General features: G+C 67.6%; 27 protein-coding genes. 15 read left to right on the forward strand and 12 right to left on the reverse strand.

Annotated elements, in window-relative coordinates; translation table 11 throughout:
* Positions 1 to 37: 37 nt before the first annotated feature.
* Positions 38 to 730 (reverse strand): SDR family NAD(P)-dependent oxidoreductase, encoded by a 693-nt coding sequence (locus ACOZ4N_RS19420; RefSeq protein WP_424018014.1) that lies wholly within the window; start codon positions 728 to 730, stop codon positions 38 to 40.
* A gap of 107 nt (positions 731 to 837) precedes the next feature.
* Here ACOZ4N_RS19420 and ACOZ4N_RS19425 point away from each other — a divergent pair, with 107 nt between their 5' ends.
* From ACOZ4N_RS19425 to ACOZ4N_RS19440, 4 genes are read left to right on the forward strand one after another with little or no spacing between them, the layout of a single operon-like run.
* A complete protein-coding gene (locus tag ACOZ4N_RS19425; protein ID WP_424018015.1) occupies positions 838 to 2,352 on the forward strand; it encodes a phytoene desaturase family protein in 1,515 nt (504 codons plus the stop codon).
* A complete protein-coding gene (locus tag ACOZ4N_RS19430; RefSeq protein ID WP_424018016.1) occupies positions 2,349 to 3,251 on the forward strand; it encodes a prenyltransferase in 903 nt (300 codons plus the stop codon). The genes ACOZ4N_RS19425 and ACOZ4N_RS19430 overlap by 4 nt, the downstream gene beginning before the upstream one ends.
* Positions 3,241 to 4,095 carry a bisanhydrobacterioruberin hydratase gene (cruF, locus tag ACOZ4N_RS19435; RefSeq protein ID WP_424018017.1) on the forward strand — a complete coding sequence of 285 codons (855 nt, stop codon included), beginning with the start codon at positions 3,241 to 3,243 and terminating at the stop codon, positions 4,093 to 4,095. Before ACOZ4N_RS19430 ends, cruF begins: the two co-directional genes overlap by 11 nt.
* 52 nt (positions 4,096 to 4,147) lie before the next feature.
* Positions 4,148 to 4,375, forward strand: a complete 228-nt coding sequence (locus ACOZ4N_RS19440; RefSeq protein WP_424018018.1) for a hypothetical protein — start codon at positions 4,148 to 4,150, stop codon at positions 4,373 to 4,375.
* Between the two features lies 1 nt (position 4,376).
* Here the strand turns inward: ACOZ4N_RS19440 and ACOZ4N_RS19445 are convergent, their stop codons facing one another.
* Positions 4,377 to 5,333 (reverse strand): phytoene/squalene synthase family protein, encoded by a 957-nt coding sequence (locus ACOZ4N_RS19445; protein ID WP_424018019.1) that lies wholly within the window; start codon positions 5,331 to 5,333, stop codon positions 4,377 to 4,379.
* A 188-nt stretch (positions 5,334 to 5,521) separates the two neighbouring features.
* Here ACOZ4N_RS19445 and ACOZ4N_RS19450 point away from each other — a divergent pair, with 188 nt between their 5' ends.
* The 4 genes from ACOZ4N_RS19450 to ACOZ4N_RS19465 all read left to right on the forward strand — a co-directional run bounded on the left by ACOZ4N_RS19450 (position 5,522) and on the right by ACOZ4N_RS19465 (position 7,374).
* Entirely contained in the window at positions 5,522 to 5,794 is a 273-nt protein-coding gene (locus tag ACOZ4N_RS19450; RefSeq protein WP_424018020.1) for a DUF7553 family protein, read from the forward strand.
* A gap of 50 nt (positions 5,795 to 5,844) precedes the next feature.
* On the forward strand, positions 5,845 to 6,111 hold the full coding sequence (locus ACOZ4N_RS19455; RefSeq protein WP_424018021.1) for a DUF7553 family protein: 267 nt from the start codon (positions 5,845 to 5,847) through the stop codon (positions 6,109 to 6,111).
* 74 nt (positions 6,112 to 6,185) lie between these two features.
* Complete coding sequence (locus ACOZ4N_RS19460) at positions 6,186 to 6,728, forward strand: hypothetical protein (RefSeq protein WP_424018022.1); 543 nt, start codon at positions 6,186 to 6,188, stop codon at positions 6,726 to 6,728.
* Positions 6,729 to 6,792: 64 nt separating this feature from the next.
* Positions 6,793 to 7,374 (forward strand): hypothetical protein, encoded by a 582-nt coding sequence (locus tag ACOZ4N_RS19465; RefSeq protein ID WP_424018023.1) that lies wholly within the window; start codon positions 6,793 to 6,795, stop codon positions 7,372 to 7,374.
* Between the two features lie 18 nt (positions 7,375 to 7,392).
* On the opposite strand, the gene ACOZ4N_RS19470 is transcribed toward ACOZ4N_RS19465, so the two are convergent.
* From ACOZ4N_RS19470 to ACOZ4N_RS19505, 8 genes are all read right to left on the reverse strand, one after another.
* Positions 7,393 to 7,902 (reverse strand): hypothetical protein, encoded by a 510-nt coding sequence (locus ACOZ4N_RS19470; protein WP_424018024.1) that lies wholly within the window; start codon positions 7,900 to 7,902, stop codon positions 7,393 to 7,395.
* Positions 7,903 to 7,959: 57 nt separating this feature from the next.
* The gene (locus tag ACOZ4N_RS19475; RefSeq protein WP_424018025.1) at positions 7,960 to 8,700 is read right to left on the reverse strand and encodes an SDR family NAD(P)-dependent oxidoreductase; all 741 of its coding nucleotides are present in this window, start codon (positions 8,698 to 8,700) and stop codon (positions 7,960 to 7,962) included.
* A gap of 177 nt (positions 8,701 to 8,877) precedes the next feature.
* Complete coding sequence (locus ACOZ4N_RS19480; RefSeq protein WP_424018026.1) at positions 8,878 to 10,161, reverse strand: TIGR00300 family protein; 1,284 nt, start codon at positions 10,159 to 10,161, stop codon at positions 8,878 to 8,880.
* A 56-nt stretch (positions 10,162 to 10,217) separates the two neighbouring features.
* Positions 10,218 to 10,610 carry a hypothetical protein gene (locus tag ACOZ4N_RS19485; RefSeq protein WP_424018027.1) on the reverse strand — a complete coding sequence of 131 codons (393 nt, stop codon included), beginning with the start codon at positions 10,608 to 10,610 and terminating at the stop codon, positions 10,218 to 10,220.
* 74 nt (positions 10,611 to 10,684) lie between these two features.
* Positions 10,685 to 11,284 carry a hypothetical protein gene (locus ACOZ4N_RS19490; protein ID WP_424018028.1) on the reverse strand — a complete coding sequence of 200 codons (600 nt, stop codon included), beginning with the start codon at positions 11,282 to 11,284 and terminating at the stop codon, positions 10,685 to 10,687.
* Complete coding sequence (locus ACOZ4N_RS19495) at positions 11,281 to 11,970, reverse strand: DsbA family protein (RefSeq protein WP_424018029.1); 690 nt, start codon at positions 11,968 to 11,970, stop codon at positions 11,281 to 11,283. Before ACOZ4N_RS19495 ends, ACOZ4N_RS19490 begins: the two co-directional genes overlap by 4 nt.
* Positions 11,971 to 12,039: 69 nt before the next feature.
* On the reverse strand, positions 12,040 to 14,553 hold the full coding sequence (locus tag ACOZ4N_RS19500; RefSeq protein WP_424018030.1) for a PAS domain S-box protein: 2,514 nt from the start codon (positions 14,551 to 14,553) through the stop codon (positions 12,040 to 12,042).
* Positions 14,554 to 14,649: 96 nt separating this feature from the next.
* The gene (locus ACOZ4N_RS19505) at positions 14,650 to 15,165 is read right to left on the reverse strand and encodes a gamma carbonic anhydrase family protein (RefSeq protein WP_424018031.1); all 516 of its coding nucleotides are present in this window, start codon (positions 15,163 to 15,165) and stop codon (positions 14,650 to 14,652) included.
* A 94-nt stretch (positions 15,166 to 15,259) separates the two neighbouring features.
* Between ACOZ4N_RS19505 and ACOZ4N_RS19510 the strand changes: the two genes are divergently transcribed.
* The 4 genes from ACOZ4N_RS19510 to ACOZ4N_RS19525 all read left to right on the forward strand — a co-directional run bounded on the left by ACOZ4N_RS19510 (position 15,260) and on the right by ACOZ4N_RS19525 (position 21,911).
* On the forward strand, positions 15,260 to 15,970 hold the full coding sequence (locus tag ACOZ4N_RS19510; RefSeq protein WP_424018032.1) for a fumarylacetoacetate hydrolase family protein: 711 nt from the start codon (positions 15,260 to 15,262) through the stop codon (positions 15,968 to 15,970).
* Between the two features lie 96 nt (positions 15,971 to 16,066).
* The gene (locus ACOZ4N_RS19515) at positions 16,067 to 18,046 is read left to right on the forward strand and encodes a type II/IV secretion system ATPase subunit (protein WP_424018033.1); all 1,980 of its coding nucleotides are present in this window, start codon (positions 16,067 to 16,069) and stop codon (positions 18,044 to 18,046) included.
* Between the two features lie 2 nt (positions 18,047 to 18,048).
* Positions 18,049 to 20,193, forward strand: a complete 2,145-nt coding sequence (locus ACOZ4N_RS19520; protein WP_424018034.1) for a type II secretion system F family protein — start codon at positions 18,049 to 18,051, stop codon at positions 20,191 to 20,193.
* Positions 20,190 to 21,911 (forward strand): Ig-like domain-containing protein, encoded by a 1,722-nt coding sequence (locus tag ACOZ4N_RS19525; protein WP_424018036.1) that lies wholly within the window; start codon positions 20,190 to 20,192, stop codon positions 21,909 to 21,911. Before ACOZ4N_RS19520 ends, ACOZ4N_RS19525 begins: the two co-directional genes overlap by 4 nt.
* Before the next feature lie 5 nt (positions 21,912 to 21,916).
* On the opposite strand, the gene ACOZ4N_RS19530 is transcribed toward ACOZ4N_RS19525, so the two are convergent.
* Positions 21,917 to 22,360 carry a universal stress protein gene (locus tag ACOZ4N_RS19530; RefSeq protein WP_424018037.1) on the reverse strand — a complete coding sequence of 148 codons (444 nt, stop codon included), beginning with the start codon at positions 22,358 to 22,360 and terminating at the stop codon, positions 21,917 to 21,919.
* 173 nt (positions 22,361 to 22,533) lie between these two features.
* Here ACOZ4N_RS19530 and ACOZ4N_RS19535 point away from each other — a divergent pair, with 173 nt between their 5' ends.
* The 3 genes from ACOZ4N_RS19535 to ACOZ4N_RS19545 all read left to right on the forward strand — a co-directional run bounded on the left by ACOZ4N_RS19535 (position 22,534) and on the right by ACOZ4N_RS19545 (position 24,563).
* Complete coding sequence (locus ACOZ4N_RS19535) at positions 22,534 to 22,785, forward strand: MTH865 family protein (protein ID WP_424018038.1); 252 nt, start codon at positions 22,534 to 22,536, stop codon at positions 22,783 to 22,785.
* A 101-nt stretch (positions 22,786 to 22,886) separates the two neighbouring features.
* Positions 22,887 to 23,294, forward strand: coding sequence for a peptide-methionine (R)-S-oxide reductase MsrB (msrB, locus tag ACOZ4N_RS19540; protein ID WP_424018039.1), 408 nt, complete (start codon positions 22,887 to 22,889; stop codon positions 23,292 to 23,294).
* A gap of 96 nt (positions 23,295 to 23,390) precedes the next feature.
* Positions 23,391 to 24,563, forward strand: a complete 1,173-nt coding sequence (locus tag ACOZ4N_RS19545; RefSeq protein ID WP_424018040.1) for an ATP-binding protein — start codon at positions 23,391 to 23,393, stop codon at positions 24,561 to 24,563.
* Here the strand turns inward: ACOZ4N_RS19545 and ACOZ4N_RS19550 are convergent.
* A complete protein-coding gene (locus ACOZ4N_RS19550) occupies positions 24,560 to 25,543 on the reverse strand; it encodes a hypothetical protein (RefSeq protein WP_424018041.1) in 984 nt (327 codons plus the stop codon). The genes ACOZ4N_RS19545 and ACOZ4N_RS19550 overlap by 4 nt on opposite strands.
* Between the last annotated feature and the right edge of the window lie 43 nt (positions 25,544 to 25,586).

Raw genomic sequence — 25,586 nt, forward strand, 5'->3', positions numbered from 1 at the left:
AAAGCTCCGATCCGTCGCACGGTCGCGAGCGGGGTCCTCAGCGTGTCGCGCGTTTCCAGGCTTGCAGGTCGAGAATACCGCCGTCGAGGTCCGCGGCGGGGGCGTCGGTCGCCGCCCAGCGGAACATCGGTGCGACATCGGCAGGGTCACGGCCACGGCCGCCAGTGAGATCGGTCGCGACCACGCCGGGGTCGACGACGCCCACGGGGTGGTCGAGGTCCGCGGCGAACCCGCGGGCGACGGCCTCGGCGGTCGCCTTCGAGACGGCGTAGGAGCCGTAGCCCGGTTTCGCTTCGCGGGCGACGCTCCCCGAGGTGACGAGGATTCGCGCGTCGGCGGCCAGGTGCGGGAGCGATTCCCGGATCGTGGTGAAGGTGCCGCGGCCGTTCGTCCGGAGGTGGTCGTCGAAGGCCGCGTACGACTCCGACGTGAGCGGCGTCTCGCCAGCCTGCCCGTGATAGACGCCGGCGTTCGCGACGACGGTGTCGATCCCGCCGCCCTCGCGGGCCGCGGTCTCCATCAGTCGCTCCACGTCGAACTCGTCGCGCACGTCGGCTCGCTGTGTCGTCACGGTGCCGTCGGTCGACTCGACCGTCGCCGCGAGGTCGTCGAGTCCGTCGGCGTCGCGCGCGCAGGCGACGACGTGTGCGCCTGCCGCGGCGAACTCGCGGACGACTGCGGCACCGATACCCCTGCTCGCGCCGGTGACGACCGTGGTGTCCCCGTCCATCCCTTCGTCCTTGGAGCGTGACCCACATCCCGGTTTCGTGTGACCGTCTCCCGAACCACACTGGTCAGCCATCCCATTTATCCCGGTTCCGGCCCGTACTTTTCCCAATGAGTTCGCTCGCTGGAACGACCATCGACGTCGTCGGCGGTGGGTTCGGGGGACTGTCGACCGCGTGTTATCTCGCCGACGCCGGTGCTGACGTGCGCGTACTCGAAAAGAACGAGCAACTTGGGGGGCGCGCCAGCCGACTCGAAGTCGACGGCTTCCGCTTCGACATGGGGCCCTCGTGGTACCTCATGCCCGACGTGTTCGAGCGCTTCTTCGGCCACTTCGGGAAGTCCACCGACGACTACTACGACCTCGAACGGCTCGACCCACACTACCGCATCTTCTTCAAGGACGGTGATCGGGTCGACGTCTCCGCCGACCGCGCCGAGGTCCGGGAGCTGTTCGCCGAGTACGAGGCCGGCGGCGGCGAGGCCTTCGACGCCTACCTCGAGGAGAGCGAGTCCAATTACGAACTCGCCATGGAGAACTTCGTCTACGAGGACCGCCCGCGCCTGCGTGACTGGGTGGACCTGGACGTGATGAAAGCCGCTCCCGTCGGGCTGAAGCTCCTCGGAAACATGCAGGGCCACGTCGAGGACTACTTCGAGAACCCCAAGCTCCAGCAGATCATGCAGTACACGCTCGTGTTCCTCGGCGGTGCGCCCCACAACACGCCCGCGCTGTACAACATGATGAGCCACGTCGACTTCAACCTCGGCGTCCACTACCCCGTCGGCAAGGACGACCGGGACAACGGGCTGGGCGCGGTCGTCGACGCCGTGGTGGACCTGGGTGACGAACTGGGCGTCGAGTACGTCACCGACGCGCCGGTCGCCGAGATCACGCGCCGCAAATCCGGCTTCCTCGTCGCCACCGAGGACGGCACCGAGTACCACCCCGACCTCGTGGTCAGCGACGCAGACTACGCCCACACCGAACAGGAGCTCCTCCCGGAACACGAGCGCCAGTACGACGCGGACTACTGGGAGTCCAAGACCTACGCGCCCTCGGCCTTCCTGATCTACATGGGCGTCGAGGGCGACGTGGACGAACTCGCCCACCACACGCTGGTCCTCCCGGAGGACTGGGACCCCCACTTCGAGCAGATCTTCGACGAGCCGGCCTGGCCCGACGATCCGGCCTACTACATCTGTGTCCCCTCCGAGACCGACGCGACCACGGTGCCCGAGGGCGACACCGACGCCTACAGCAACCTGTTCGTCCTCGTGCCCATCGCGCCCGGTCTGGACGACGACGAGGCCACCCGGGAGCGCTACCGCGAGAAGGTGCTCGCCGACATCGCCGAGAACACCGGCGTCGACCTCCGGGACCGGATCGCCTTCGAGGAGCAGTTCTCGGTCTCGGACTTCGGCGAGCGGTACAACTCCATCCAGGGGACGGCGCTGGGGCTGGCCCACACGCTGAAACAGACCGCGCTCCTGCGGCCGCCCCACCGGTCATCGGCCGTCGACGGGCTCTACTTCACCGGTTCGTTCACGACCCCCGGCATCGGCGTTCCAATGTGTCTCATCAGCGGTGAACACACCGCAGACGCCGTGATCGACGACAGATGAGCGACAACGCCGTCCGCACCCGCCTCGAATCGGTCGCCGGCTACCTCCCCTCCGAGGAGACCCGGCTGGGCTACCTGTTCTGGCTCTCCCGACCGCGGTTCTGGCTCTATCTGGGTGGCCCCGTCATCGTCGGCGCGACCTTCGCCGCCGACAGCGTGGCACAACTGTTCTCACCCGTCGCAGTCTTGCTCCTGGCGTACTTCACGATCCCGGCGAACGTCTTCCTCTACGGCGTCAACGACGCCTTCGACGCCGACATCGACGAGGAAAATCCCAAGAAAGACGAACAGGAAGTGCGCTACCGCGACGACATCTGGGTCGCCGTCGTCGTCGCCATGTGTGGGGCGCTCGGGGGGATGTTCATCTTCCTGTTGCCCTCCGCGGGGACGCAGGTGCTGGCGCTGTGGTTCCTGCTGGCCGTCGAGTACAGCGCCCCGCCCCTGCGGTTCAAGACCACGCCGTTGCTCGACTCGGTGTCGAACGGGCTCTACATCCTCCCCGGGGTGATCGCCTTCACCGCCGTCGCCGGCGAGTTACCACCGATTCTGGCCATCGTCGCCGGGTGGCTCTGGACCATGGGGATGCACACCTTCTCGGCCATCCCGGACATCGAACCCGACCGCGAGGCCGGCATCCGGACCACCGCGACCGTGCTGGGCAAGCGCCGGACCTACTACTACTGTGCGGCCTGCTGGCTGGCGGCCGCGGCCGCCTTCTCGCAGGTCCACGTCCTGTTCGGGGCGCTCCTCCTGTGCTACCCCGTGCTGGTGTTCGGCATCGCCTTCTCCGGTATCGACGTGGACGACGCCTACTGGTGGTACCCCGCGATCAACACGCTGATCGGCATGACGATGACCATGGGCGGCCTCTGGGTCCTCCTGTTCGGGTATGGCGGTTGAGACGCCCACGCGGGCGGCCGTCGAGGCCCGGCTGGACCGCCTGGTTCGGGAGAACCGCTTCACCATCGCCGTCGTCTTCCCCGCCGTCGGCGCGGTCATGTTGCTCGCCAGCGCCGAGACCCTGTTTCCCGCCCCGCTCAACTTCAACCCCTATCTGGTCCTCTTTGGCACCTTCGTGATGCGCCTGCCGCTGATCGCCGGCGTCGCGCCGCTGGTCGACCGCCGGGCCACCGCCGCCCTGCTCGCGCTGACGGCGTACTCCTACGGCATCGAGTACGTCGGGGTCACGACCGGGTGGCCCTACGGCTTCTTCGAGTACGGCGTCGAACTCGGCCCGATGTTGCTGGACACCGTGCCGCTCGGCCTCCCGATCTTCTTCTTCCCGCTGGTGCTGAACAGCTACCTGCTCTGTCTCCTCCTGCTCGGTGACCGGGCGAGTCGCTGGGCGATCCGACTGCCGGCGGTGATCGCGACCGTCCTCCTGGTCGACCTCGTGCTGGACCCCGGCGCGGTGGCGCTCGGCTTCTGGGCCTACGACGGCGGCGGTGCCTACTACGGCGTCCCGTGGTCGAACTACCTCGGCTGGGTCCTCTCGGCCACCGTCGCCGTGGGTCTGTTCGACATCGCGTTCGACTGGTCGGAACTGGTCGCCCGCGTCCAGTCGTGTGCGTTCATGCTCGACGACCTGGTGAGCTTCGTGATCCTCTGGGGGCTGATCAACGCCTACTTCGGCAACTGGGTGCCCGTGGCCCTCTCCGGTCTGTTTTTCGCCGGCCTCGTCGAGATCGACCGGTTCGACTTCCGGGTCCTGCGGACGGTCCCCGGGCTCTCCGGTCGGTGGTGAGGGCCGGAACGCGACCGAAAAAGATTCAACCCTGAACGGAGGTTGCTCGAATATGTCACAGACCGCGTCGATAGACTACCAGACCTACGCGAAACGGGGCTTTTTCGTCGGTCTCTCGCTCCTCGTGATCGGTGTCGTCGGGTCCGTCGTCGGCCACACCTTCTTCGAACCGCTCCCCGCCTGGGAGAACACCCTGTTCGTCGGTGCCGAGTTCGCCGGCCTGCTCGTCGGCTTTCTCTCGCCCATCGTGTTCGGTATCGTCCTCCCGCTGATCGAGTGACCTACTGGGTGGGGGTCCACTCGGGCGGTTCCGGCCCGGGCGAGGGCGTCGGTGCGTCACCGATGGTCGAGACCCGCTCGAACACCGCCTCGGGGTCCTTGTTCCAGTGCCAGTGCCAGCGCGTCTTGGCGATCAGCCAGAGCTTTCGCGTGGTCGAGAGACTCGGCGTCTCCGAGAGCACGTCGTAGTCCCGCTCACGGATCAGCCGGTGGTGGTCCGCGTACAGCACCGCCGCCAGCAGGACGGCGAACTGGCAGTCCTCGGGCAGGTACTTGATCCCGGCGACCCCCTCGCGGTACAGTTTCTCGGCGCGTGCCATCTCGTGAATCATCGCCGACCGGAACCCGTCGCTCATCTCCAGGTTCTCGATGTCGGCCTCGGTGACGCCGTACTGCTGGAGCGTCTCCCGCGGCAGGTAGATCCGGTCGCGGTCGACGATGTCCTCGCGCACGTCACGCAGGAAGTTCGAGAGCTGGAACGCCTCCCCGAGCGCTCTGGCGTGTGGCCGCGCCACTTCCGGGTCGTCGACGTCCATGATCCCGGTCATCATGTACCCGACCGCCGACGCCGAGCCGCGCATGTAGTCTTCGAGTTCGTCGTAGGTCTCGTAACGGCTCTTGTCGATGTCGGTCGCCATCGCGTCCACGAACAGCTCCACGTCCTCCTCGGTGATGTCGGACTCGCGGCGCACGTCGTCGAACGCCTGCAGAACCGGGTTGTCGGTCTCGCGGCGGCCGAGTGCCGCCTCGCGGAACCGCTCCAGACGCTCGCGCTGCTCTGCGGGCGTGAGGTCGTTGTCCTCGTCGTCGACGACCTCGTCCGCGATCCGGAAGAACGCGTACAGGACGTAGGTCTTGTGGCGGATCCGCTCGGGCAACAGCCGCGTCGCGTAGTAGAACGTCTTGCCGGTCTGCCGGTGGATCTGCCGGCTCTCCTCGAGTGAGTCGTTCGTTACCATTCTCTGATCGTTCGTATAGTTCGAAAAACGGCGCGCTCGCTGGGGGGACGGAGGTGGGAATCGTACACGTATCCATGTGTACGAACCGAACTGGTTTAACGACGGTACCTTACTGGTTGGTATCCGACGCATCCGATGTCGCACACGTTCGGAAAGTGTTTTTGCCGACGTTGGACGAAGCAGTACGTATGGCTCGACAACAGCTCGAAACCGCGGCACAGAACCTCCGGACAGCAAGCGACGCGACGGCCGGCGAGGCCAGCGACCGCCTCGACGACCTGGCCGACCAGCTCGACGACCTCGCGACCCGCGACTCCGGCCCCGACCACGGCCGCCTGGCCCGCATCCAGTCCGCCCTGGCCGACCTGGACGACGAGGTGGATGCCGACGCCGCCGCGGCCATCGACGACGCCGACGACGCGATCAACGCCTACCGCGAGACCATCGAGGGCGGCGTCTAGATCCCGGAACCTCTTTCTCGCCGGCAACCGGAGTACCGATAGAGGGGAGTATGCGACACGAACTGACGGGGATCGCGAAAGCCCACCGCCAGCTGTTGCTCGCGTCGGAACTGACCGTCGACCGCGCCCTGGCCGAACGGCTGGCCGATCTGGCCCACCAGGTCGGCGACCTGTCGGCCGACGGTCCGAACCGCGAGGCAATCCGGACCATCGAAGCACAACTTCGCGATGTCGGCCGTGACTCTCACCCCGACGTGCGCGCCGCCATCGGCCGTGCCCGGGCACTGTTGACACCCTACAGCGAGCCCGCCGACTGACTCGCCGCGTCGGTGCCCGGTGTCGATCTGGCTGTTCAGGGGACTTATATACTCGTGACGAACTACCCGCGCTCATGTCCGAGGGTGACGAGGGGATCACGGGCCGTGACCGCGAGGAGATCGCCGAGCGGGTGCGGGCCGTCATCGCCGCCGAACTGGGTGAAGACGAGGCCGAGGAGATCGCACGGAGCGTCGCCCGCGTCATCGGCGAGTACGTCGAGCGCGAGGGCGACGCCGAGCAACTGGTCGCCGCCGTCGGCGACGAGATCGTCGACAAACTCGACGGCGAGACGGCCGACGACCTGGTGGAGGCCGTCGCCGACATCGTGATGGACAACCTGCCCGGCCTCAGACACTCCGTCGTGATACGCCAGTCGGTCCGGCGGATCGTCAGGCGACTCACCAGCGGCCGCTCGGAGGCCATCGTCCAGCAGGTCGGCGACGAGATCGTCGCGACGCTGATCGAACACGGCCACGCCGAAGCGCTGGTCGACGCGTCGCTGGAGATCGCCATCGAGGCCGCCATCGAGGGCGGCTACGCCGAGGAGTTGATCCGGGAGATCTTCGACGACGGCGTCACACAGATCATCGAAGAAGACGGGACTGACGCGGCCTGACGGCCGATAAGTCCCCCACATGTGCGTGGGAAGATTTTTGCTCGACTCTCTCCCGCCCGAACACATGGGGGACGCGTACCAGATCGAGTTCGACGGCACGGATCGACAGGAAGTCGCAGAGCGGATCAAGACGGGGATCGGTGACCAACTGGACGACGAGGAGATGGTCGAAGCGGTCGGCGCGTTGATTGCCGCGCGCATCCACGGTGCCGACGACGACGCGGCCGTCGTCTCGGCGGTTGGGGACCGCATCGTCCACCACCTCGTGGAGGGCGGTCACTCCGAAGCCATCGTCCAGGAAGTCGCCGACATCGTCATGGACGAACTCCCCTTCGGCGGCATGTTGATCAAACGCGCCGTCAGACGGATCGTGAAGGGGCTGATGGGCCGCTCGGACCGGGTCGTCGAGGGTGTCGGCGAGGTCATCGTCGAGAAACTGATCGAGGGCGGCCACGCCGACGACCTCGTGGCGGAGACCGTCGTCTACGTCGTCCAGCGCGCCATCGCCGAGGGGTACGCCGACGACCTCGTGGACGGCACCCTCGACGCCGGCCTCGACAACCTCGAAGCCCACGACGGGATCGACCCGATCGCCGAGGCCGTCGAGCGCGAGTTCCCCGCCGACCAACAGGTCTCGGCCGACTGAGGGCGTCGGCCGGGCCGATCAGGAGTCGGTCGAGCGCCGACCCAGCAGTCGGTCCGCGAGACTGCCCAGTGACTTCACCGCGACGTTGACGTACAGGCCGACCAGAAAGGAGAGTCCGGCCGCGTACTGCTGGCCCGACCCGCCACTGGTGAAGGCGGTCCCGGCAACGAACAGCAGGTAGACGCCCGCCGCCAGCACCCACGCCGCCGGGATGCGCAGGGCCATCTCGGCGAGTTCTTCGATCTCGTCGTACTCGTCGTAGGCCTCGACGTTCGTCATCAGCTTGGTGAACACGTACCCGAGCGCCCCTAGCGACGCGTAGAGGTAGACGTACGGCGGGACGATCACCGGCCCGGTGGCCGTGAGCCACCCCTCGACCGGGACCAGGCCCGCCGAGAGCGCGATCCCGACGAGCGTCAACAGCGTGAGCGCACCGATCAGGAGCCAGTTCCCCGACGACCACCCGTCGACCGCCCCGGCCTGCTCCGCCGTCCCCGCGTCCGGGGACTGTGTGTCCGCGTTTCCCATAGTCCAGACGACGCGGGGGCCCGGAATAAGTGTGGGTGCCGGCACCCCGAACCGGTATCAGAGCCGGTCTTCCCACTCCTGGACCGGCATCGACTCGCCGGTGATGCCGTCCGGTCCCTGTGCGAGCAGGGTCGTCGCGGCGTCGTTCATCACGTCCGGGTCGAGAATCTCGTCCCGTTCGCTCTCGGGCAGGTGGTCCCAGAAGCCGGTCTCGACGCGCCCGCCCGGATCAAGCGCGTTGACGTTGATCCCGTGGTCGTCGAGTTCCTGGGCCTGCGTCCGGGTCATCCCCTCCAGCGCCCACTTCGAGGCGACGTACGGGCCCCACCGTGCCGATCCACGGCGACCGAGGCCCGACGAGACGTTGAGGACGTTCCCGCGACCGGCCTCGATCAGTTCCGGGACGGCGTACTTCGAGAACAGGAAGACGCCGGTGACGTTCACGTCCACGATCTGCCGGAAGTCCGCGGTGTCGACCTCGTGGAGGACGCTGCCCTCGCCGTACATGTTCAGCAGGCCGATGCCGGCGTTGTTTACCAGCCCGGTGACCGACCCGTGTTCCGCGACCGTCGCCTCCACGACGGCGCGGACCGCGCTCTCGTCGGTCACGTCGGCCGGGGCAACGAGTAGTTCGCCCTCGGCATCGGCGGCCTCGTCGGCGACTGCCTCCAGCTCCGACTCGCTCCGTGCGGTCACCGTGACGGCCGCGCCCTCGCGAGCGAACCGTTTCGCCATCGACGCGCCGAGGCCGCGGCTCGCACCGGTCACGATCACCACTTCGTCTTCGAGTGTCGTCATAGTCCGCGTACTACGTGGATGGCCTAAAAAGGCGGGCGTCGCTTCTCCAGCATCCGCGCGACCGGAGGGAGCGCGGTTCACTCGGCGCGAGGCGAAGCCGAGCGCCGAGAGAGTTTTATACTAAATTTTTGCGAGGAGAGGTGCCGAGCCCTGCGCGGCACCCGACGACGTAAAAATTTAGTCGTCCATGATCTTCTCCGCGAGAATCGGCACGAACGTGCCGATGTCGGTGACCATCCCGACGGCCTGTGCGCTCCCGCGGTCGAGCAACTGCGTCACGGTGGCGGGGTTGATGTCGACACAGACGACCCGGGTCGTCGAGGGCAGGCAGTTCCCGACGGCGACGGAGTGGAGCAGGGTCGAGAGCATCAGCACCATGTCGGCCTCGTGGGCCTGCTCGCGGATGGCGTTCTGGGCTTCCACGGCGTCGGTAATCGTGTCCGGCAGGGGGCCGTCGTCGCGGATCGACCCCGCCAGCACGAAGGGGCGGTCGTTGTCGACGCACTCGTACATCACGCCGGACTCGATGGTGCCGCTCTCGACGGCCGCCTCGATGCCGCCCTCGCGGATCACCTCGGAGATCGTGTAGATGTGGTGTTTGTGGCCCTTCCGCGGGTGGTCGAGACTCTCGGTGTCCATCCCCAGCGAGGTGCCGTAGAGGTCCCGCTCGATGTCGTGGACGGCGAACCCGTTGCCCGCCGAGATCATGTCGATGTACCCTTCCCGGACCAGGCGGGCGAGGTCCTCCCGTGCGCCGGAGTGGATCAGCGCGGGGCCACAGACCGCCAGCACCTTCCCGCCCTCGCTTTTGGTCTCCTCGATGGCCTCGGCGATGTTGGCGATGGTCGTCTCCGACGGCCGTTCGGAGGAGACGCCGCCCTGCATGAACCCGAAGGCACCCTCCGAGCCGCGGGGGCGCTCGGGCGGGCTGACGCGGATGCCGGCCTCGCCGGTGACGATCAGGTCTCCCTCCTCGACGGCGTTGAGGACCTTGGTGTAGGCGTAAGGGTCGTCGCCGTCTCGCGGCTCGCTTCCCTCGCCGCTCGACTGTTCGGAGGCGCTCCGCGCCTCCCCATCTTCCACCACGACGGCACAGTCCATCTCGATGTCCTCGACTTCGATCCACTCGCCGTCGTACCGGATCTCTGTGGGGTGGTTGGTCGTCGAGTAGAAGCCCTTGGGGACGACCTGATCGGCCGGAGCGGGTTCGAGGTGGGCGTCGTCGGGGTCGGCCGGATTGGCCCCGTTCTGGTGGAGTTCGTGGACGATGGACTGGAGTTGCGCCTCGTCCTCGGCGCTGACGAGCAGTTTCGCGTAGGAGCGTTCGTCCTTGTGGCGGCCGATGTCGAACTCCTCGACCTCGAAGGACCCGCCCATGTCCATGATGATGCCGAAACAGGTCTGCATCATCCCCGAGTCGATGATGTGTCCCTGCAACTCGACTTCACGGGAGACAGTCATGGTCGGGCAATGGATACCCGGTGATAAGTCGGTTACGTGTCCGCAGTTGGTCGGACTTACTTCTCGCCCTCGACCCGTCGGCTCACGTCCCACTCGACGCCGTCGGCGCTGTCCCGGAGCCGGTCGAAGAACTGCCGGAGCCCGCCCGACTCCGTGGCGGGCAGGACGTGTAACCGGACCCGCGAGTTCCGGACGCTCACCCGGAACACGTCGCCGGTCGCCTCGTCGTGGACCAGATACAGCGGCATCGGCAGGTCGAACCAGTCGCCGTAGGTGTACCCCTCGCCGTCGAGGACGGTCTCGACGACCCCCCGGAGCCACGCGTCCTCGCGCTCGGGCACCGGCGCGAGCGAAAACGTCGTGCCGCCCTCGTACTCGACGCCGCCACCCCGCGGGTAGCGCCGCTCCGGCCGACTCGGGATGGCGAAGGCGTCGTCGTCGACTGTCATACCGCGCTCGCCTCTCCCTACGGCGGCTTCCTTTTTAAGTACGTGGCCGCTGCGCGTCTTTCGAGCCCCGTCTCTCAGAGATCAACAGGACACCCATTGATCTCCCCACCACGCATCCCGTCGGCCAGCCAGTAGATCGAGAGGATCACGACGACCAGCGCCAGGAGCGAGACCTCCAGCCCCTCCAGCGGCAACAGCGTCACCAGCCCGGTCGCGCCGAACAGGGAGAGCAGGCCCGCCAGCAGGGCGGTCCCGCAGGCCGCACAGCCGGCCCCGAGCGTCCCGAGGATCAGCCCGAGGGCACCGCTCCCGCTCTCCTGCACAGACAGGCCGTGTTCGCGCAGGTGGTAGGTCACCATCGCCACGTCGACGCCGATCAGCGCCGCCAGTACCACGAGGACGACCGCTGTCGGGAGCGAGTATATCGACCCGAGAAACGGGTACAGCCCCTGCAGGATGGTCACTCGGGCGGACAGTGGCAGGTCGCCCGTCAGCGCGAACAGCGCCGGTTCGAGGTTCTGCGTGAGGACGAACAGCGTCAACCCCGCCAACGCCGCGAGAATGGCCACGGCGGCGTACAGCGGCCCGGACAGGACGAGCCGCGCGGTCCGTCCCATCAACCGCCAGTCCCGCGCCCGGGTTGGGAGGCGGGGGAGTCGGCTGGTGACGCTCATAGCCCCAGGGTCGACCGCACGGCGTCGAACCCGACGCTCCCCGAGTACGACGTTCGGTACTGGCCGTCCCGAAAGAGGTAGACGGCGGGCGTGGCGCTGGCTCCCACCGCCTCGCCGGCGTCGAGGTCGGTCTGGACCGCACTCTCGGCGTCGCCGTTCTCGACGGCCGTCACGACCGCGTCGGCGTCTACGCTCGTCTGTGCCGACAGGAACTCACGGGTTCGATCCAGCACGGCGTCCCGACCCGCGCTCCGGAAGCCGTCCTGCTCGGCGAAGTAGTGGTCGACGAGCGCCCAGTGGGCGTCCGCGCTCCGGGCGTAGGTCGCCTCCAGCGCCCGCGTGGCCGGCTTGCCCCACTCGTAGATGATGGGGTAGCCCCGGAAGACGAACGTCGCGTCGCCGGGGTCGACCAGTTCCGAGCGAATCTTCGGGACCGTCTGCTCCTCGAAGGTCTGACACCGTGGGCAGGACGGGTCCTCGAAGGCGACGATGGTGCCCGTGGCCTCGCCCGGTGCCGGACCGAGGTGAGGCTGACTGTCCAGCCCCTGTGCGGCCGGGTGCGAGTCGAGTGTCTGGCCGCCGTTCTCGCCGTTTTCGTCCCCCGACCCGCCGCCGAGACAGCCGGCGACGAGCGTTCCGGCGACTGCTGTACTCCCCGCCAGAAACCGTCGACGTGTTCCGTGCATAGGTGTGTGCAGGCGGGCACTCCGGAAAGGTGTTCTCCGAACTCCCTTCGGGAGCCGTGCCGACTCCGTCTAGAATTCACCGGCACCGGCCCGGCCGCGTTCGCCGTCGACGGGCGGGCGCGCGCTGTCGAGGACGAGACGCACGATGCTGCCGCCGTCCTCGGGGGCCTCGAAGACGACCTCGCCGCCGGAGTCGCGGGTGATCCAGGTGACCAGCCACAGACCGAGGCCGCTGGCGTGATCCAGCGGCGTCTCGCTCCCTTTCCCGACGATGCGTCGCTCCTTCTCGGGGATGCCCGGGCCGTCGTCGGCGACGGTCACGGTGACCGAGTCTCCGGTGGTCGACAGCGACACCTGGATTCGGGCCTCGTCGGTGTGTTCGATGCTGTTCTCGATGAGGTTCTCGACGGCCGTGTCGATCAACGGCGTCGCCTCGACCCAGGCGTGGGCGGGCAGGTCAGTCTCGATGGTCGCGTCGGGGTACTGCTCGCGGAACCGCTCGACCTGCGTCGCCAGCAACTCACCGAGGTCGATGGGCTTGCGCGTCTGCTCGTGGTTGGCGAGCGTCTGCTCGATCTCGCGGGCCTTCTCGCTCAGGCTGTTGATCTGTTCGGCCCGGTCGACGATGGTGTCGAGTTTCCCCTGTATCTCTGGGTCCGAGACGCCCCGCGCGACGAGTTCGGCGTTGGCCATGATGACGTGCATGCTGTTGCGCAGGTCGTGCCGGAGCGCCCGGTTGAGGACGGTCAGCCGGCGCTCCCGTTCCTGGCGGTCGGACACGTCACGGAGGACGCCGACCGAGCCCCGGAACTCGCCGTCGTCGTCGGTCAACAGGGCGACGTGGTTCTCCCCGGGAATCGCCTCGCCGTCGACCGGTTCGAGGTCCATCTCGTAGATCCCCTTCTCCCGTTCGCCGGTGAGCAGGTCACGGATGAGGTCCTGGCCGCGCTCGATGTCGCGCTCGTCCATGCAGATCGAGACGTGTGTGCCGACGAGTTCGTCTTCCGGCAGGCCGACCACCTCGCAGGCCGTGTCGTTGAGCGCGACGAACCGCCCGTCCTCGTCGACGGCGTAGACGCTGTCGGGGACCGCGTTGAGCATCTCCTCGTACAGTTCCAGTTCTCGCTCGCGCTCCTTGCGGTCGCCGATGGCCCGAATGATGGCCATCTCACCCCGCTCGCCCTGATACTGGACGAACGTCGTGCTGACCTCCACGGGCACCCGCTCGCCGTCGAGTGTCTCCAGTTCGATCTCGTAGCGGCTGGTCTCGCTCTCCTGGTCGAGGCGGCGCTGGTAGTTGCGCCGAACGATGGCGTGGTCTTCCGGGGCGATCAGGTCGAACACGTCGGTCCCCTCGATCTCGGCGCGGGTGCCGCCGACCAGCGTCGCCATCTGTTCGTTCACGAACTGGAGGCGGCCCTTCCGTGTGATCGCGATGCCGTCGTTGGCCTCGGTCAACAGCGTCGAGTAGAGCTGTTCCTGTTCTTTCCGGTCGGAGATGTCCCGGACGATCCCCGCGGTCCCGCGGAACGCCCCGTCGTCGTCGGTCAGCACGGCGATGTGGACCTCACACGGGATCGTCTCACCGTCCCGACCCGGGAGGTCCATCTCGAAGATCGTACTGTCCCGATCGGGGTCGGAACGCAGATCCGCGACGGTCTCTCGGGCCCGGCGTATGGCCGCCTCGGGCAACATGTCGGCCGGATTCTCGCCGATCAACTCCTCGGACGCGAATCCGGTCCGAGACTCGTGTGCCTCGTTGGCGAACGCGAACCGGCCGTCCTCGTCGAGCGCGAACACCAGGTCGTCGACGGCCTCGACGATGGTCTCGTACATCCGGAGGTCCCGCTCGCGCTCCTCGCGCTCGGTTACGTCCCGGATGCTGATGACCGTCCCGCCGACCGCGGGGTCGTCGATGAAGCTCTGGCCCCTGCTCTCGACCCAGCGCCACCCGCCGTCGGCGTGTTCGGCCCGATAGGTCGCGTCGACGGTCTCGTCGGGGTTCGCCAGACTCCTCGCGAGTGTGTCGAGCACGTCGTCGCAGTCCTCGGGGTGGACGAGTTCGGTGCCGCGCCGGCCGACCAGTTCCGAGGGCGCGTATCCCAGAATCCGCTCGATGCTGGGGCTGATGTACCGGATCGTCGCGTCGGGATCGATGATCGCGGTGGCGTCGGTCGCCTGTTCGACCAGCTTCCGGTAGCGCCGCCGTTCGGTGCTGATCGTCTCGATTGCCGCGAGGACACGCTCCCAGAGATCGGCGGCGTCGGTGATCGTCCCGGCCGGCACGTACTCGTCCACGCCGGCCGAGACCGCTTCCCGGGCCAGATCGTCGCTGCCCGATTCGGGCACGAGGACGAACGCGATGTCGTCGAACTGCCGCCCGACGGTCCGGCAGAGATCGACGCCCGTCCCGTCGGCCAGCTCCGCCTCGCTGACGACACAGACCACGTCGCCGAGGCGGTCGGTCGCGTCCGTCAGCGTCTCGACGCGCTCGACGGTCGTGGCGTCGCCACTCTCCCCCCGCAACGACGACGCCCGGGCACTGTCGGTGCCGACGTACAGCACGACCCGACCGGCCTTCATGCGATGTCACCACATATCGGAGTTGCGCACAAAAACCTGTGGCCGAGTTCGTCTCCCGAGGGCCGCTACCGGTCGATCACGGGACGGCAGGCTGGTCTACCCGAACAGGTCCTCGTGGCGCTTGGCCAGGTTCGTGTAGTCGCCGGAGCTGTACGCCTCGAAGACGGCGTCGGGGTCGATGGTCGTCTCCGAGAGCGGTGTGACCGACGCGGGCATCCCGCGGACGAACGACTGGGCCGGGACCTCGTACCCCTCGGGAACCACGGTCCCCGAGGCGACGATGCTCCCCTCGCCGATGACCGACTCCGTCACCGTGGAGTTGAACCCAACCAGTGCGCCGTCCTCGACGGCCGTGTCGTTCAGCACTGCCCCGTGACCGACCATCACGTGGTCGCCGACCGTCGAGGCGTGGAGCACGGCGTTGTCGCCGACGTGGGACTGCGCGCCGACCCGAACCGGTCCCACGTCGCCACGCAGGATCACGCCGGGCCAGACGCTGGCGTCGGCCGCGACCGTCACGTCCCCGACGACCGTCGCCTCGCGGCTGACACGAGCTGTCTCGTCGATTGCCGGTTCCTCCCCCTCGAACGCGTACTGGCGACTGTCTGCCATGGTGTGACACTCGGTCGCATCGTATAAATTCGCGGCGGCGACCCATCGGCCGAGACCGGGAGCGGTAAATGCGCGGGCGGAAAATCCTCGGCCGATGAAACTCGCACGCGCTGACACCCCCGACGGTGTGGTCGAAGGCGAATACGTCGACGGCGAGATCGAGACCGACGACGCGACATACGAGATCGGCGACGAGGCGACCCTGCTCGCCCCCTGTGATCCCGACGCGCTGTTCTGCGTGGGACGGAACTTCGGCGAGAAGGTCGATCAGATGGACTACGACATCCCCGACGTGCCGGACTGGTTCATCAAGCCACCCCACAGCCTCCACCCGCCCGAACAGCCCATCCCCTACCCCGAGTGGACCGAGGAACTGACCTACGCGGGCGAACTCGCGGCCGTGATCGACGAACCGTGTCACGACATCGACGAGGACGAGGTCGACGACGTGCTCCGTGGGTACACGATTCTCAACGACATGGACGCGCTCGATCAGGAACGCCGGACCGCCCGGAAGGCCTTCGACGGCTCCGGCCCGCTGGGCCCGTGGATCGAGACCGACTACGAACCCGTGGGCAAGGAGATGGAGACCACGATCAACGGCGAGCGCCGCCAGCACGACAACACCGAGAACATGTTCAACAAGCCCCGCGAGACCGTCGCCTTCCTCAGCGAGCGGTACACCTTCCGCCCGGGCGACGTGATTTCCTTCGGCTCACCCGCCAACCCCGGCCTCGTCGAACCCGGCGACGAGATCGAGATCCGCTACGAGGGCATCGGCACCCTCCGGAACACCATCGAGTGACGGTCACGCACACCGGACACTCCCGGGTCGGGACAGCTTCGCTACATTTTAGGGAACTGTTATGTACTCTTGCGTACTCTTACCACGGGAGAATCTATGGATCGAGAGTCAGGCGATTCAGGGGGTGGAAACGAACGATTCGACGTTACGGCCGACGATAATCTAACCGACGAGCGCGCCGGTAATAACACAAATTCGACATACGAGAACGACGCGTCGAGCGACCGGGGATCGGTCGCCGACGACGCGGCATCACCGTCCGAGAACGGATGGGGCGTCGGCGCGGGGGTGGCCGACCGGGAGACCGTGACGCTCGCCGAGGCGGTCGACCGCCACGATGGGGTCGATCTCACGGCCGACGACGTGGGCACCGACCTCGTGGTCTGGGAGGACACGACCGTCACCGAGATCGTCGCGGAGGTCGTCGAACACTTCCGGACCGCCGATCTCGACGACGACTTCGCCGGCCCGGCCGACGAGGCGTTCGTCGTCGACCGGTTTTTCGACTTCGAGTACCTCGACCACTACGAGGAAGTCGAGCGGACCTGGCTCCAGAAACCGTTCGCCTACGCCTCGATCCTCTACGACCCCGAGGAGAACGAGTACCTCTATCACGTCAGCGAGCCCACGCTCGACGAGTTCGAGCGGTTCGTCCAGCAGGATCTGGTCGACCTGCTCCGGGATACCCTGCTGTACCGTGACTTCGACGGCGAACAGGACCGCGAGGCCCTGTTCCAGCAGGAGGCGCGCGCGCTGATCCTCGACCACGCGGCCACCGTCGACGACGGCTCCCTGCACAAACTCCGCTACTACCTCCTCAGGGACTTCCTCCACTACGGGCCGATCGACCCGATGATGCGCGATCCAGCCATCGAGGACATCTCCTGTGACGGGACGAACGTACCCGTCTTCGTCTACCACCGCGACTACCGCGACCTCAAGACCAACGTCAGTTTCTCCCGGGAACGGCTGGATTCCTTCACCTTCCGGCTGGCCCAGCGCTCGGGCAAGCAGATGACCGTCTCCAGCCCGCTGGTCGACGCCAGCCTGCCCAACGGCTCGCGCGTCCAGTTGACGCTGGGCGGCGAAGTGAGCACGCGCGGCTCGAACTTCACTATCCGGAAGTTCGCCGACGTACCCTACACCCCGGTCGATCTGATCACCTCGAACACCTTCTCGGTCGAGCAGATGGCCTACTTCTGGCTCGCCATCGAGAACAACAAGAGCCTGATCTTCGCCGGCGGCACGGGGTCGGGGAAGACCTCCAGTATGAACGCCGTGTCCTTCTTCATTCCGCCCCGGAGCAAGGTCGTCTCCATCGAGGACACGCGCGAGATCGACCTGCCCCACGAGAACTGGATTCAGAGCGTCTCCCGCGGCGGCGCGTCGGCAGACGGACGCGGCGACGTGTCCATGTTCGAGTTGCTCCAGGCCGCGTTGCGCCAGCGCCCGGAGTACCTGCTGGTCGGGGAGATCCGGACCGAAGAACGCGTCGCACTGACCTTCTTTCAGGCGATGTCGACCGGGCACACGGCCTACACGACGTTGCACGCCGACACGGTGGAGACGGCGATGAGCCGCCTCCGGAACCCGCCGCTGAACGTCCCCGTCCAGATGCTTCAGGACCTGGACATCGTCTCCATCCAGTCACAGGCGTTCGTCGACGACCAGCGGGTGCGTCGCAACCGGACCGTCGCCGAGATCCAGCCGGGTGCCGACGACGCGACCGTCGACGTGTCGCCCATCTTCCGGCGTGACGCCGCCAGCGACACGCACGAACGGATCGGCGAGTCCCGCGTCCTCGCGGAGATCGCCGCGGATCGGGGCTGGTCCGACGAGCGGCTCCAGCGCGAACTCGCCGACCGGGAGACCGTCCTCGGGTACCTCGTCGAACACGGCATCACGAGCTACGACGAGGTCGCCCGGGCGATTCACCTCTACTCGCGCAACCCCGACCGCATCCTCGCGGAGATCGAGTCGGCCGAACTCGACCGCCGGAGTCTGCTGGAGACCGGCCCCGACATCGACGAGATCTCGCCGGTCGAACTCGGCGTGAGTGACGGGTTCCTCGACTGATCATGGTCGAGCAAACGCGCGATCCAGCGACCCCCGTACAGACAGAGACGACCGAGGCAGACAGCCGGCAGTTCCCGCCCGTCGGGCGGCGCAACACCGCCGACAGCGAGCGCATCCGCGCGGAGTTCGGGCTCGTCCGGGCGTACTTCAAGCAACGCCCGGCACAGTACCGCGACCTCCAGCGCGCGCTCAACCAGGCCCGGTTCGGCGTCGGCTACGACGTGTATCTGGAACGGACCGCCTACTACGCGATCCTGACGGCTGTGGCCGGTGGACTGTTCGGCGTCTTCCTGACGCTGTTGCTGTCGAACCTGGGCGTGATCGCCGGCATCCGGAATCCGCTCGCGTTCGACGGCGGACTCGTGCAGTTCGTCGGCCGCAACCGATCCCTCGCGTTCGGTGTCACTGCGACGCTCGTCCTCGCCGTGGTCTCGGCCGGTGCGGTCTGGTACGCGCGGGCAACGTACCCCCGCTACGTCGCCGCCAACCGGCGCCGGAACATCGACGTCACGCTTCCACACGCGATCACGTTCCTCTACGCGCTCTCTCACGGTGGGATGAGCCTGCTGGAGACGATGCGCGCACTCGCCGACGCCGAGGACAGCTACGGCGAGGTGGCAAACGAGTTCGACATGACCGTCCGCGACGTGGACCTGTTCGGGAACGACCTCTACACGGCGATCCGGAACGCCCGGAACCTCACGCCCAGTGACAACCTCGAAGGCTTCTTCGACGACCTGCTCGCGGTACTCGACGCCGGTGGCGACGTGACCGCGTTCTTCCAGGACGAGACGGACACGTACCTCGAAGACGCCCGCGAACAGCAGGGGAACTTCGTCTCGACGCTGGAGTTGCTCTCGGAGGTCTTCGTCGTCGGCTTCGTCGCCGCGCCGCTGTTCCTCGTCGTCATCCTGCTCGTCATCAGCCTGCTGGGCGGGGCGACGCTCGGCCAGCTCACGCTGTTGATCTACGCCATCCTCCCGCTGGGGATGATCGGGTTCCTGGTGTTGATCGACACCCTCTCGACGCCGTACCGGGTCCCCCGGACCGAGTTCGAGGCCGAAACGGGACTCGTCGGCGACCGCTTCGGGCGGCTCACGGTCACCGTCGTTCGCGACGCGTTCGCGGACCTGCTCGACTGGCTCGGCGTCCTGAGCCGGTCGACGCCCGACCAGTCGACGCTGTCGTCGGCCGACCGCCAGGCGGTCCTGACCGAGCAGTACCGCCGCACGCGCCGGCGACAGGAGTTCGGCCAGCGACTGGCGGACCCGTTCGGGTTCGTCCGCCGGAGCCCGCTGTGGTCGCTCCTGTTCACGGTCCCGCTGGCGCTGGTGGTCGTCGGTGTGTCGCTCGCGGCCGGCGTCGTCGATCCGAGCCGCGATGCGCTCCTCACCGAGCCGGTCACGACGACGACGCTGCTGGTCGTCGTGCCGCTGTTGATCGTGGCGATCCCCCTGTCGATCTTCCACGAGTCGAAGACGCGGCGGGAGACCGACTTCGCGCGGCGGTTCCCGGACACGTTGAACGTCCTCTCCAGTGCGAACCGGATGGGGATCGAGTTCACGGACGCGCTGGCGATGGTCGGGCAGTGGTCGCGGGGACCGCTGGCGACCGAACTCCGGATGGTCCGCAACGACATCCGCTGGCACTTCGACACCCGGTCTGCGCTGCTCGGGCTGGCCAACCGGGTCCGCGCGCCGGCGCTCTCGCGGACGCTGAAACTCGTCGCCGAGGGGACCCGCTCGTCCAGCGACGTGGCCCGCGTCCTCGCGGTCGCCGCCGACGACGCACGCGAGCGGTTCAAGATCGAGCGTCGTCGCCGACAGGATCTCTCTGCGTACACCACGGTCGTCGTCGTCGGCTTCCTGGTGTACATGCTCGTGATCGTCCTGCTGGACACCAGCTACCTGCAACCCATCGCCGACGCGCCGCCGGTGCCCGCCACCGAGGGGGTGACGGGTACCCCGGTGAGCATGGAGAACCTGCCCGTCGAGGCCTACCGGGCGCTGTTCTTCCACTCGGCGCTCATCCAGGCCGTCGGCGTCGGCCTGATCGCCGGGAAACTCTCCCGCGACAGCGTCCTGAGCGGCCTCAAGTACGCCATCGTCCTGATCGCACTCACCCTCATCACCTTCGCACTCCTATGACCACCCAGAGAACCACCACCGACGGACAGCAATCGAGTACGAGCGGCGCGACCCGCCCCCGCCTCCGGACCGACCGCCGCGGGGTCTCGGAAGTCGTCGGCGCGTTGCTCATGTTCGCCCTGCTCGTCTTGCTGCTCGTCCTCGTGCAGGTCAACGCCGTGCCAGCGGCCAACCAGCAGGTCGAGTTCGAGCACAACCAGCGCGTGCAGGGCGACCTCCAGGAACTGCAGGAGGCGATCCTGCTCGCCGCGTCGACCGGCCGCGAGGGCGTCGTCAGCGTCGAGACCGGGACCGGCTACCCGACGCGACTGTTCCTGTTCAATCCCCCGCGAGCGTCCGGCACCATCGAACGCACGGCGACCGGGACCGTCGAGGTACGGAACGCGCTGGCGACCGGCGAAACCGGTGACTACGTGGACGGGAGCGCCCTCTCGTTCGAGTCCGGCGGCCTGGCCTACCGGCCCGACTACAACGAGTACGGCGGCGCGCCGACGACGATCTACGAGAACGGCGTCCTCTACGGCAACTTCACAGGGAACCGCTCGGTGATCCAGGAACGGGGAGCCCTCGTCAGCGGTCGGGACGTGTCGCTGGTGGCCCTCCAGGGGACGCTCGCCACGTCGAGTTCGAACTCGGTCTCGGTCGGCGTCACGCCGATCAGCGCCCCGACCCGGACGGTCAGCGTCGCGAACGCGGCACCCGGATCACCGGTCACGATCACGGTGCCGACCCGACTCGGACCGGACGCCTGGCGGGTAATCCTCGAGGAAGAACTGGCGGCAAACGGGGGACACGTCACGCGCATCGAGCGGGCGTCGCCGTCGACCGTGCAGATCACGCTCGCCGAGGGCGTGGTCTACGACCTGCGGATCGCCGCGGTCGGGGTCGGGACCGGCTTCGACCGGTCGACCGACGTGCAGTACATCACGACCGTGGCGGGCGACGGGTCGACGGTGCCCGAGGACGGCAGTTCCCAGATCGTCGCCGAGGTACGCGACGCCTACAACAACCCCGTCAGCAACGAGACGGTGAGCGCGGAGGTCGTGCAGGGCGGCGGGACGGTCCTGGCCGTCGACGACGGCCGGACCGACGACGAGGGCCGCGTCGCGCTCGAATACACCGCTGGCGGTATCGACTCGCCGCTGGAAGACGTGGTGGTCGACGTGTGGATCGGTGACGGCGCGGCGACGCCGACCGATCCGGCCCGCGTCGCGAAGTTCTCGGTCACCGTCTTCGACGTGGACGGGACGGGCCAGACCGGATCACCCGGCGGGAACCCGGTCAATCCGGGGATCAACCTCCAGCTCACGGGTGCCGAGGCCGCCGGGAACGGCGGGTGTAACGCCCGGAGCAACGGCTGTGACGCGGCGGTGACGATCACCAACCGGAACGCGGGGACCGGCTGGACCGTCGAGAAACTGCGCGTCAGCGTCTACGCCGCACAGGGCGACGGCGGCCCCACCAGTTACGTCGTCTCCGACACCCGCGGCGCGAGCGGGACGACGCTGACCGTCGGCTCGGACTTCCAGCAGGCCGCGCTCGACGACTTCGCCCGCGACGGAACCAGCGGTGACGAGCAAACGTACTACTTCGATTTCGCCGGGTACTCGACGACCCAGGACGGCGTTCGGACCGGCGATATGTTCGTCCTCGAAGTGATCTTCGAAGCCGACGACGGGTCGCCGGCCGTCGTGACCTACTTCGTGCCGCTGAGCTGACGGGCTCAGTCCTCGCCGTCGCCGATGTCGACCACGAGCGTCGGCCGGCCGACGTTCTCGACGACGCGCTCGGTGACGCTGCCCAGCGAGGCCAGCCGGTCCCGACCGGTGCGGCCGTGGGTCCCCATCACGAGCAGGTCGGCTGCCATCTCCTCGGCGTAGCTCATGATCTCGGTGTGGGGAATCCCCTCCCGGCGTTCGCCGACGACCTCGACGCCGGCGTTCGCGCCGGCGGTCTCGGCGGCGTCCAGCGCGGCCTCCCCCTCCTGTTCCAGCGTGGCGATCACGTCGTCCTGGGTGTCCTCGTCGGCCGCGAGGAACAGCCGGCGGTCGACGACGTACAGCGCGTGGACCGTCGCGTCGTTGTCGGCCGCGATGTGGAGCGCGTGATCGAGCGTCTCGTCGGTTCCGCTGCTGCCGTCGGTCGGGACCAGTATCCGGTCGTACATATCGACGCGGTTCTCCGGGCTCGCACTTGAATCACGCCCCCGATCCGACCACCGAATCGCGTGTGGCACAACTTCACACAACGAAGTAAGAGTTTACACTGTTAGCCCGTGAGGAGCCATTTCTTCACGAAAGAACCACCAATTTTAGTAAGGAGGATAACGACGCCCTGTGTATGGTCGACAAAGATGACCTGCGACAGCAGCTGATCGACGGCTTCGAAGGTGCAGATTACCCGGTCAACAGCCCGATGGACCTCGTTCCGGCACTGCCGAACGGTCCGTCCACCACGTTCGAGTCCGGTGACGTGAGCTTCACGGCAATGGAGCTCAACCAGAAGGGCGGCGGCGGGGACTTCCCCTACGACGACGTCGAGACTCTCGTCGACGACATCATGGAAGGCCTCGAAGACGAAGGCCACATCTAACGCCCGTAAACCGACCTCGTTTTTTCGCGCCCAGCCCGACCAGCGACGCGTCGGTCCGGCGTGGGGGAACCGGTATGAACGTCCGGCCCGTACGGACGGGTATGTCACAGGACACCGAGCGTGACCTGCCCGACAGCGACGCGGAGTGGCGCGAGGTCCTCGACGACGACGAGTACCGCATCCTCCGGGAGGCCGGGACGGAACCCAAGTTCAGCGGCGAGTACGTCGACCAGAAGGCCGACGGCACCTACGTCTGTGCGGGGTGTGGCACGGAACTGTTCGATTCTGACACGAAGTTCGAGTCGGGCTCGGGCTGGCCGAGCTTCTACGACGCGGCGAAAGACAACGTCGAGACGCGACTGGACACGAGCCACGGGATGCGCCGGACGGAAGTGATCTGTGCCACCTGCGAGGGCCACCTCGGCCACGTGTTCGAAGACGGACCGGAGCCGACGGGCAAACGCTACTGCATCAATTCCGCCGCGCTGGACTTCGACCCGGCGGAGTAGTCGCCGCGATACCTGTCCGAGTAGCATATCTTATACGTGATGATACACTGACCTTGCCGTGTGGTCGTCGCGGATCGGTCTGGGGACAGCGGGGGGATGTCCGACTCCGATTCCGGCGCCGTCAGCCGCGTGACCGGCGCCGTTCGGGAGCGTGTCGAGCGGGTCGTAACGTCGACGCCGCGGGGCGGCCCCGCGGTCGTCGGTGGCATCGGCATCGCCCTGTTTCTGATCACCCTGCTCAACTTCTTCCGGGAACTCCGGCAGTTCGGGTTCGGGTGGCCACAGGTCGCGGCGGTCCTGCTGGGTGCGTGGTTGTCGGCCGTCATCGTCTACGGTGCGATCTACCTCCAGGGGACGCCGTACACGCCCCGCCAGCGCTGGCAGGTCGCGGCCGCCTCGCTGGCCGGCATCGGGTTCGTCTACCTCGTGATGTACTTCACCGTCTTCGTGCGTCCCTCGGTCGGGTTGCGCCTCGGCGGGCCGACGCTCCAGTTGCTCGCCAGCGCCCACGCCGGCGCGGTCGCCGGCTACCTGATCGGCCTCCTCTACGTCAAGGCCCGACGCGACGCCCAGCAGGCCCGGCAGGTCGGCCAGCAACTGGAGTTCATGCACTCGATCCTCCGGCACGACGTACTCAACAGCATGACCGTCGTCCGGGCGCGCGCCGAACACCTCGATCAGCAACTCGACGGGCGACACCAGGAGTCGCTGGACGCCATCCTCAACCAGACCGAGAGCGTCATCAACCTCTCACAGCGGGCGCGTGCGACCGTCAACGCGCTGGCGGCGAACGCCGACGTGACGCCCGAACCGGTCGATCTCTCGGCGGTGCTTCGCGAGGAGATCGCGACCGTCCAGTCGACCTACGACGCGCTCACCGTGACCGCCGACGTGCCCGACGACGTGGTGGTCCAGGCCGACGACATGCTCCCCGCGGTCTTCGGCAACCTCCTCTCGAACGCCGTCCAGCACAACGACGCCGACGACCGACGCATCCACATCGCCGTCCGCGCCGGTGCCGAATCGGTCGTGGTCCGTGTCCGCGACAACGGGCCCGGTGTCCCCGACGAGGAGAAAGAGGCGGTGTTCGAGCAGGGACACAGCTCCACCGGCGGCGGGTTCGGCCTGTTTTTCGTCCGGACGATGATCGACCACTACGGCGGGTCGATCCACATCGAGGACAACCAGCCACGGGGCTCCGTGTTCGTGGTCTCGCTCCCGCGGGCCGAACAGGACCGGGCGAGTCCGTTCGCCGGCGCCGGCGTCTAGAGTTCCGTGTGGGTCGGATACCCCGCCTCGCCCGTCGGAATCGCCCGCTCGGCGACCACGACGCCCTCGCCGCGCCGGACCTGAGGCGACCCGTCGAACTGGGACTCGGTGAACGACTCGACCGCGCCCACCGACGCCGTCTCGGGGTCGAACACCGACGCGTACCGGAGCGTCGTCGTCGCCGCGCCGTAGGTGTAGGCCCGCCCGTAGGCTCGCAGGCCCGCCACGTCCTCGTCCGGTTGGAGGATGCCGCCGACGGCCTGGCCGCTCCCGAGCGCGTCGAGCAACGCGGCGAACGTGTCGCTCTCGTCGGCGTACTTCGGCGTGTCGGGCTGGACCGCCGACCGCACCACCGTCGCGCCGTTGGTGACGTTGGCGGCGGCCACCTGGGTCGCGTCGCCGACCGCGTAGGCTCCGGCGTTCTCGGCGGCGACGACGGTGTACCCGTCGACGGTACCGCTCTCGGCGAGGTTCGGGTTCGCCGTCACCGCGTCGACGCGGGCCGACGGTTCGACCCCCCCGTCGAAGACGAACAGATACGGCGCGTCCATCGGCCCCGCTTTGACATACAGGCTCTCGGTCAGATCCACGCCCGTCTGTCCCTCGCTGGTCGCCGGATCGAAGATACTCTGGTCCCCTGCTGGCGTCCCGAGCGTGTCCTCGTAGGCGAGGATGGCTGGCACGTCGATGGCCGTGACGTAGTACGGACCCGTCCGGGGTTCGGGAATGCGCGAGATGTACGCCGGGATCGACTGGGCCGGAATCCACCGCGCGAGATCGGTTCCCACGCCGCCGACGCCGGGTTCGAGCGCCGGTTCGCTCGCGGTCCCGGCCGACTCCGGCGTGGCGGTGCCGTCGGGTCCCGCCGTCGACGCGCCGTCAGTCCGTGTTCCGGTCGACGAGCGCGGTGCCCCCTGACACCCCGCCAGTAGCGCCGACGCCCCCGCGATACCCCCGAGTAGTTTCCGTCTCGTCTGCATACATCGACACGATAGTTTTCACGGGTATATACTTTGGTTCGAA

The organism is Halorientalis pallida (assembly GCF_049605515.1).
GTDB classification, from domain to species: domain Archaea; phylum Halobacteriota; class Halobacteria; order Halobacteriales; family Haloarculaceae; genus Halorientalis; species Halorientalis pallida_A.

Bases quoted from the DNA above. Each gene is read 5' to 3' on its own strand.
- ACOZ4N_RS19440 (WP_424018018.1), top strand. From the start codon at position 4,148: ATGTCACAGACCGCGTCGATAGACTACCAGACCTACGCGAAACGGGGC.
- ACOZ4N_RS19505 (WP_424018031.1), bottom strand. From the start codon at position 15,165: ATGGCAGACAGTCGCCAGTACGCGTTCGAGGGGGAGGAACCGGCAATC.
- ACOZ4N_RS19425 (WP_424018015.1), top strand. From the start codon at position 838: ATGAGTTCGCTCGCTGGAACGACCATCGACGTCGTCGGCGGTGGGTTC.
- ACOZ4N_RS19445 (WP_424018019.1), bottom strand. From the start codon at position 5,333: ATGGTAACGAACGACTCACTCGAGGAGAGCCGGCAGATCCACCGGCAG.
- ACOZ4N_RS19430 (WP_424018016.1), top strand. From the start codon at position 2,349: ATGAGCGACAACGCCGTCCGCACCCGCCTCGAATCGGTCGCCGGCTAC.
- ACOZ4N_RS19500 (WP_424018030.1), bottom strand. From the start codon at position 14,553: ATGAAGGCCGGTCGGGTCGTGCTGTACGTCGGCACCGACAGTGCCCGG.
- ACOZ4N_RS19480 (WP_424018026.1), bottom strand. From the start codon at position 10,161: ATGACTGTCTCCCGTGAAGTCGAGTTGCAGGGACACATCATCGACTCG.
- ACOZ4N_RS19420 (WP_424018014.1), bottom strand. From the start codon at position 730: ATGGACGGGGACACCACGGTCGTCACCGGCGCGAGCAGGGGTATCGGT.
- ACOZ4N_RS19490 (WP_424018028.1), bottom strand. From the start codon at position 11,284: ATGAGCGTCACCAGCCGACTCCCCCGCCTCCCAACCCGGGCGCGGGAC.
- msrB (WP_424018039.1), top strand. From the start codon at position 22,887: ATGTCACAGGACACCGAGCGTGACCTGCCCGACAGCGACGCGGAGTGG.
- cruF (WP_424018017.1), top strand. From the start codon at position 3,241: ATGGCGGTTGAGACGCCCACGCGGGCGGCCGTCGAGGCCCGGCTGGAC.
- ACOZ4N_RS19535 (WP_424018038.1), top strand. From the start codon at position 22,534: ATGGTCGACAAAGATGACCTGCGACAGCAGCTGATCGACGGCTTCGAA.
- ACOZ4N_RS19450 (WP_424018020.1), top strand. From the start codon at position 5,522: ATGGCTCGACAACAGCTCGAAACCGCGGCACAGAACCTCCGGACAGCA.
- ACOZ4N_RS19525 (WP_424018036.1), top strand. From the start codon at position 20,190: ATGACCACCCAGAGAACCACCACCGACGGACAGCAATCGAGTACGAGC.
- ACOZ4N_RS19470 (WP_424018024.1), bottom strand. From the start codon at position 7,902: ATGGGAAACGCGGACACACAGTCCCCGGACGCGGGGACGGCGGAGCAG.
- ACOZ4N_RS19455 (WP_424018021.1), top strand. From the start codon at position 5,845: ATGCGACACGAACTGACGGGGATCGCGAAAGCCCACCGCCAGCTGTTG.
- ACOZ4N_RS19485 (WP_424018027.1), bottom strand. From the start codon at position 10,610: ATGACAGTCGACGACGACGCCTTCGCCATCCCGAGTCGGCCGGAGCGG.
- ACOZ4N_RS19550 (WP_424018041.1), bottom strand. From the start codon at position 25,543: ATGCAGACGAGACGGAAACTACTCGGGGGTATCGCGGGGGCGTCGGCG.
- ACOZ4N_RS19530 (WP_424018037.1), bottom strand. From the start codon at position 22,360: ATGTACGACCGGATACTGGTCCCGACCGACGGCAGCAGCGGAACCGAC.
- ACOZ4N_RS19460 (WP_424018022.1), top strand. From the start codon at position 6,186: ATGTCCGAGGGTGACGAGGGGATCACGGGCCGTGACCGCGAGGAGATC.
- ACOZ4N_RS19515 (WP_424018033.1), top strand. From the start codon at position 16,067: ATGGATCGAGAGTCAGGCGATTCAGGGGGTGGAAACGAACGATTCGAC.
- ACOZ4N_RS19465 (WP_424018023.1), top strand. From the start codon at position 6,793: ATGGGGGACGCGTACCAGATCGAGTTCGACGGCACGGATCGACAGGAA.
- ACOZ4N_RS19510 (WP_424018032.1), top strand. From the start codon at position 15,260: ATGAAACTCGCACGCGCTGACACCCCCGACGGTGTGGTCGAAGGCGAA.
- ACOZ4N_RS19545 (WP_424018040.1), top strand. From the start codon at position 23,391: ATGTCCGACTCCGATTCCGGCGCCGTCAGCCGCGTGACCGGCGCCGTT.
- ACOZ4N_RS19475 (WP_424018025.1), bottom strand. From the start codon at position 8,700: ATGACGACACTCGAAGACGAAGTGGTGATCGTGACCGGTGCGAGCCGC.
- ACOZ4N_RS19520 (WP_424018034.1), top strand. From the start codon at position 18,049: ATGGTCGAGCAAACGCGCGATCCAGCGACCCCCGTACAGACAGAGACG.
- ACOZ4N_RS19495 (WP_424018029.1), bottom strand. From the start codon at position 11,970: ATGCACGGAACACGTCGACGGTTTCTGGCGGGGAGTACAGCAGTCGCC.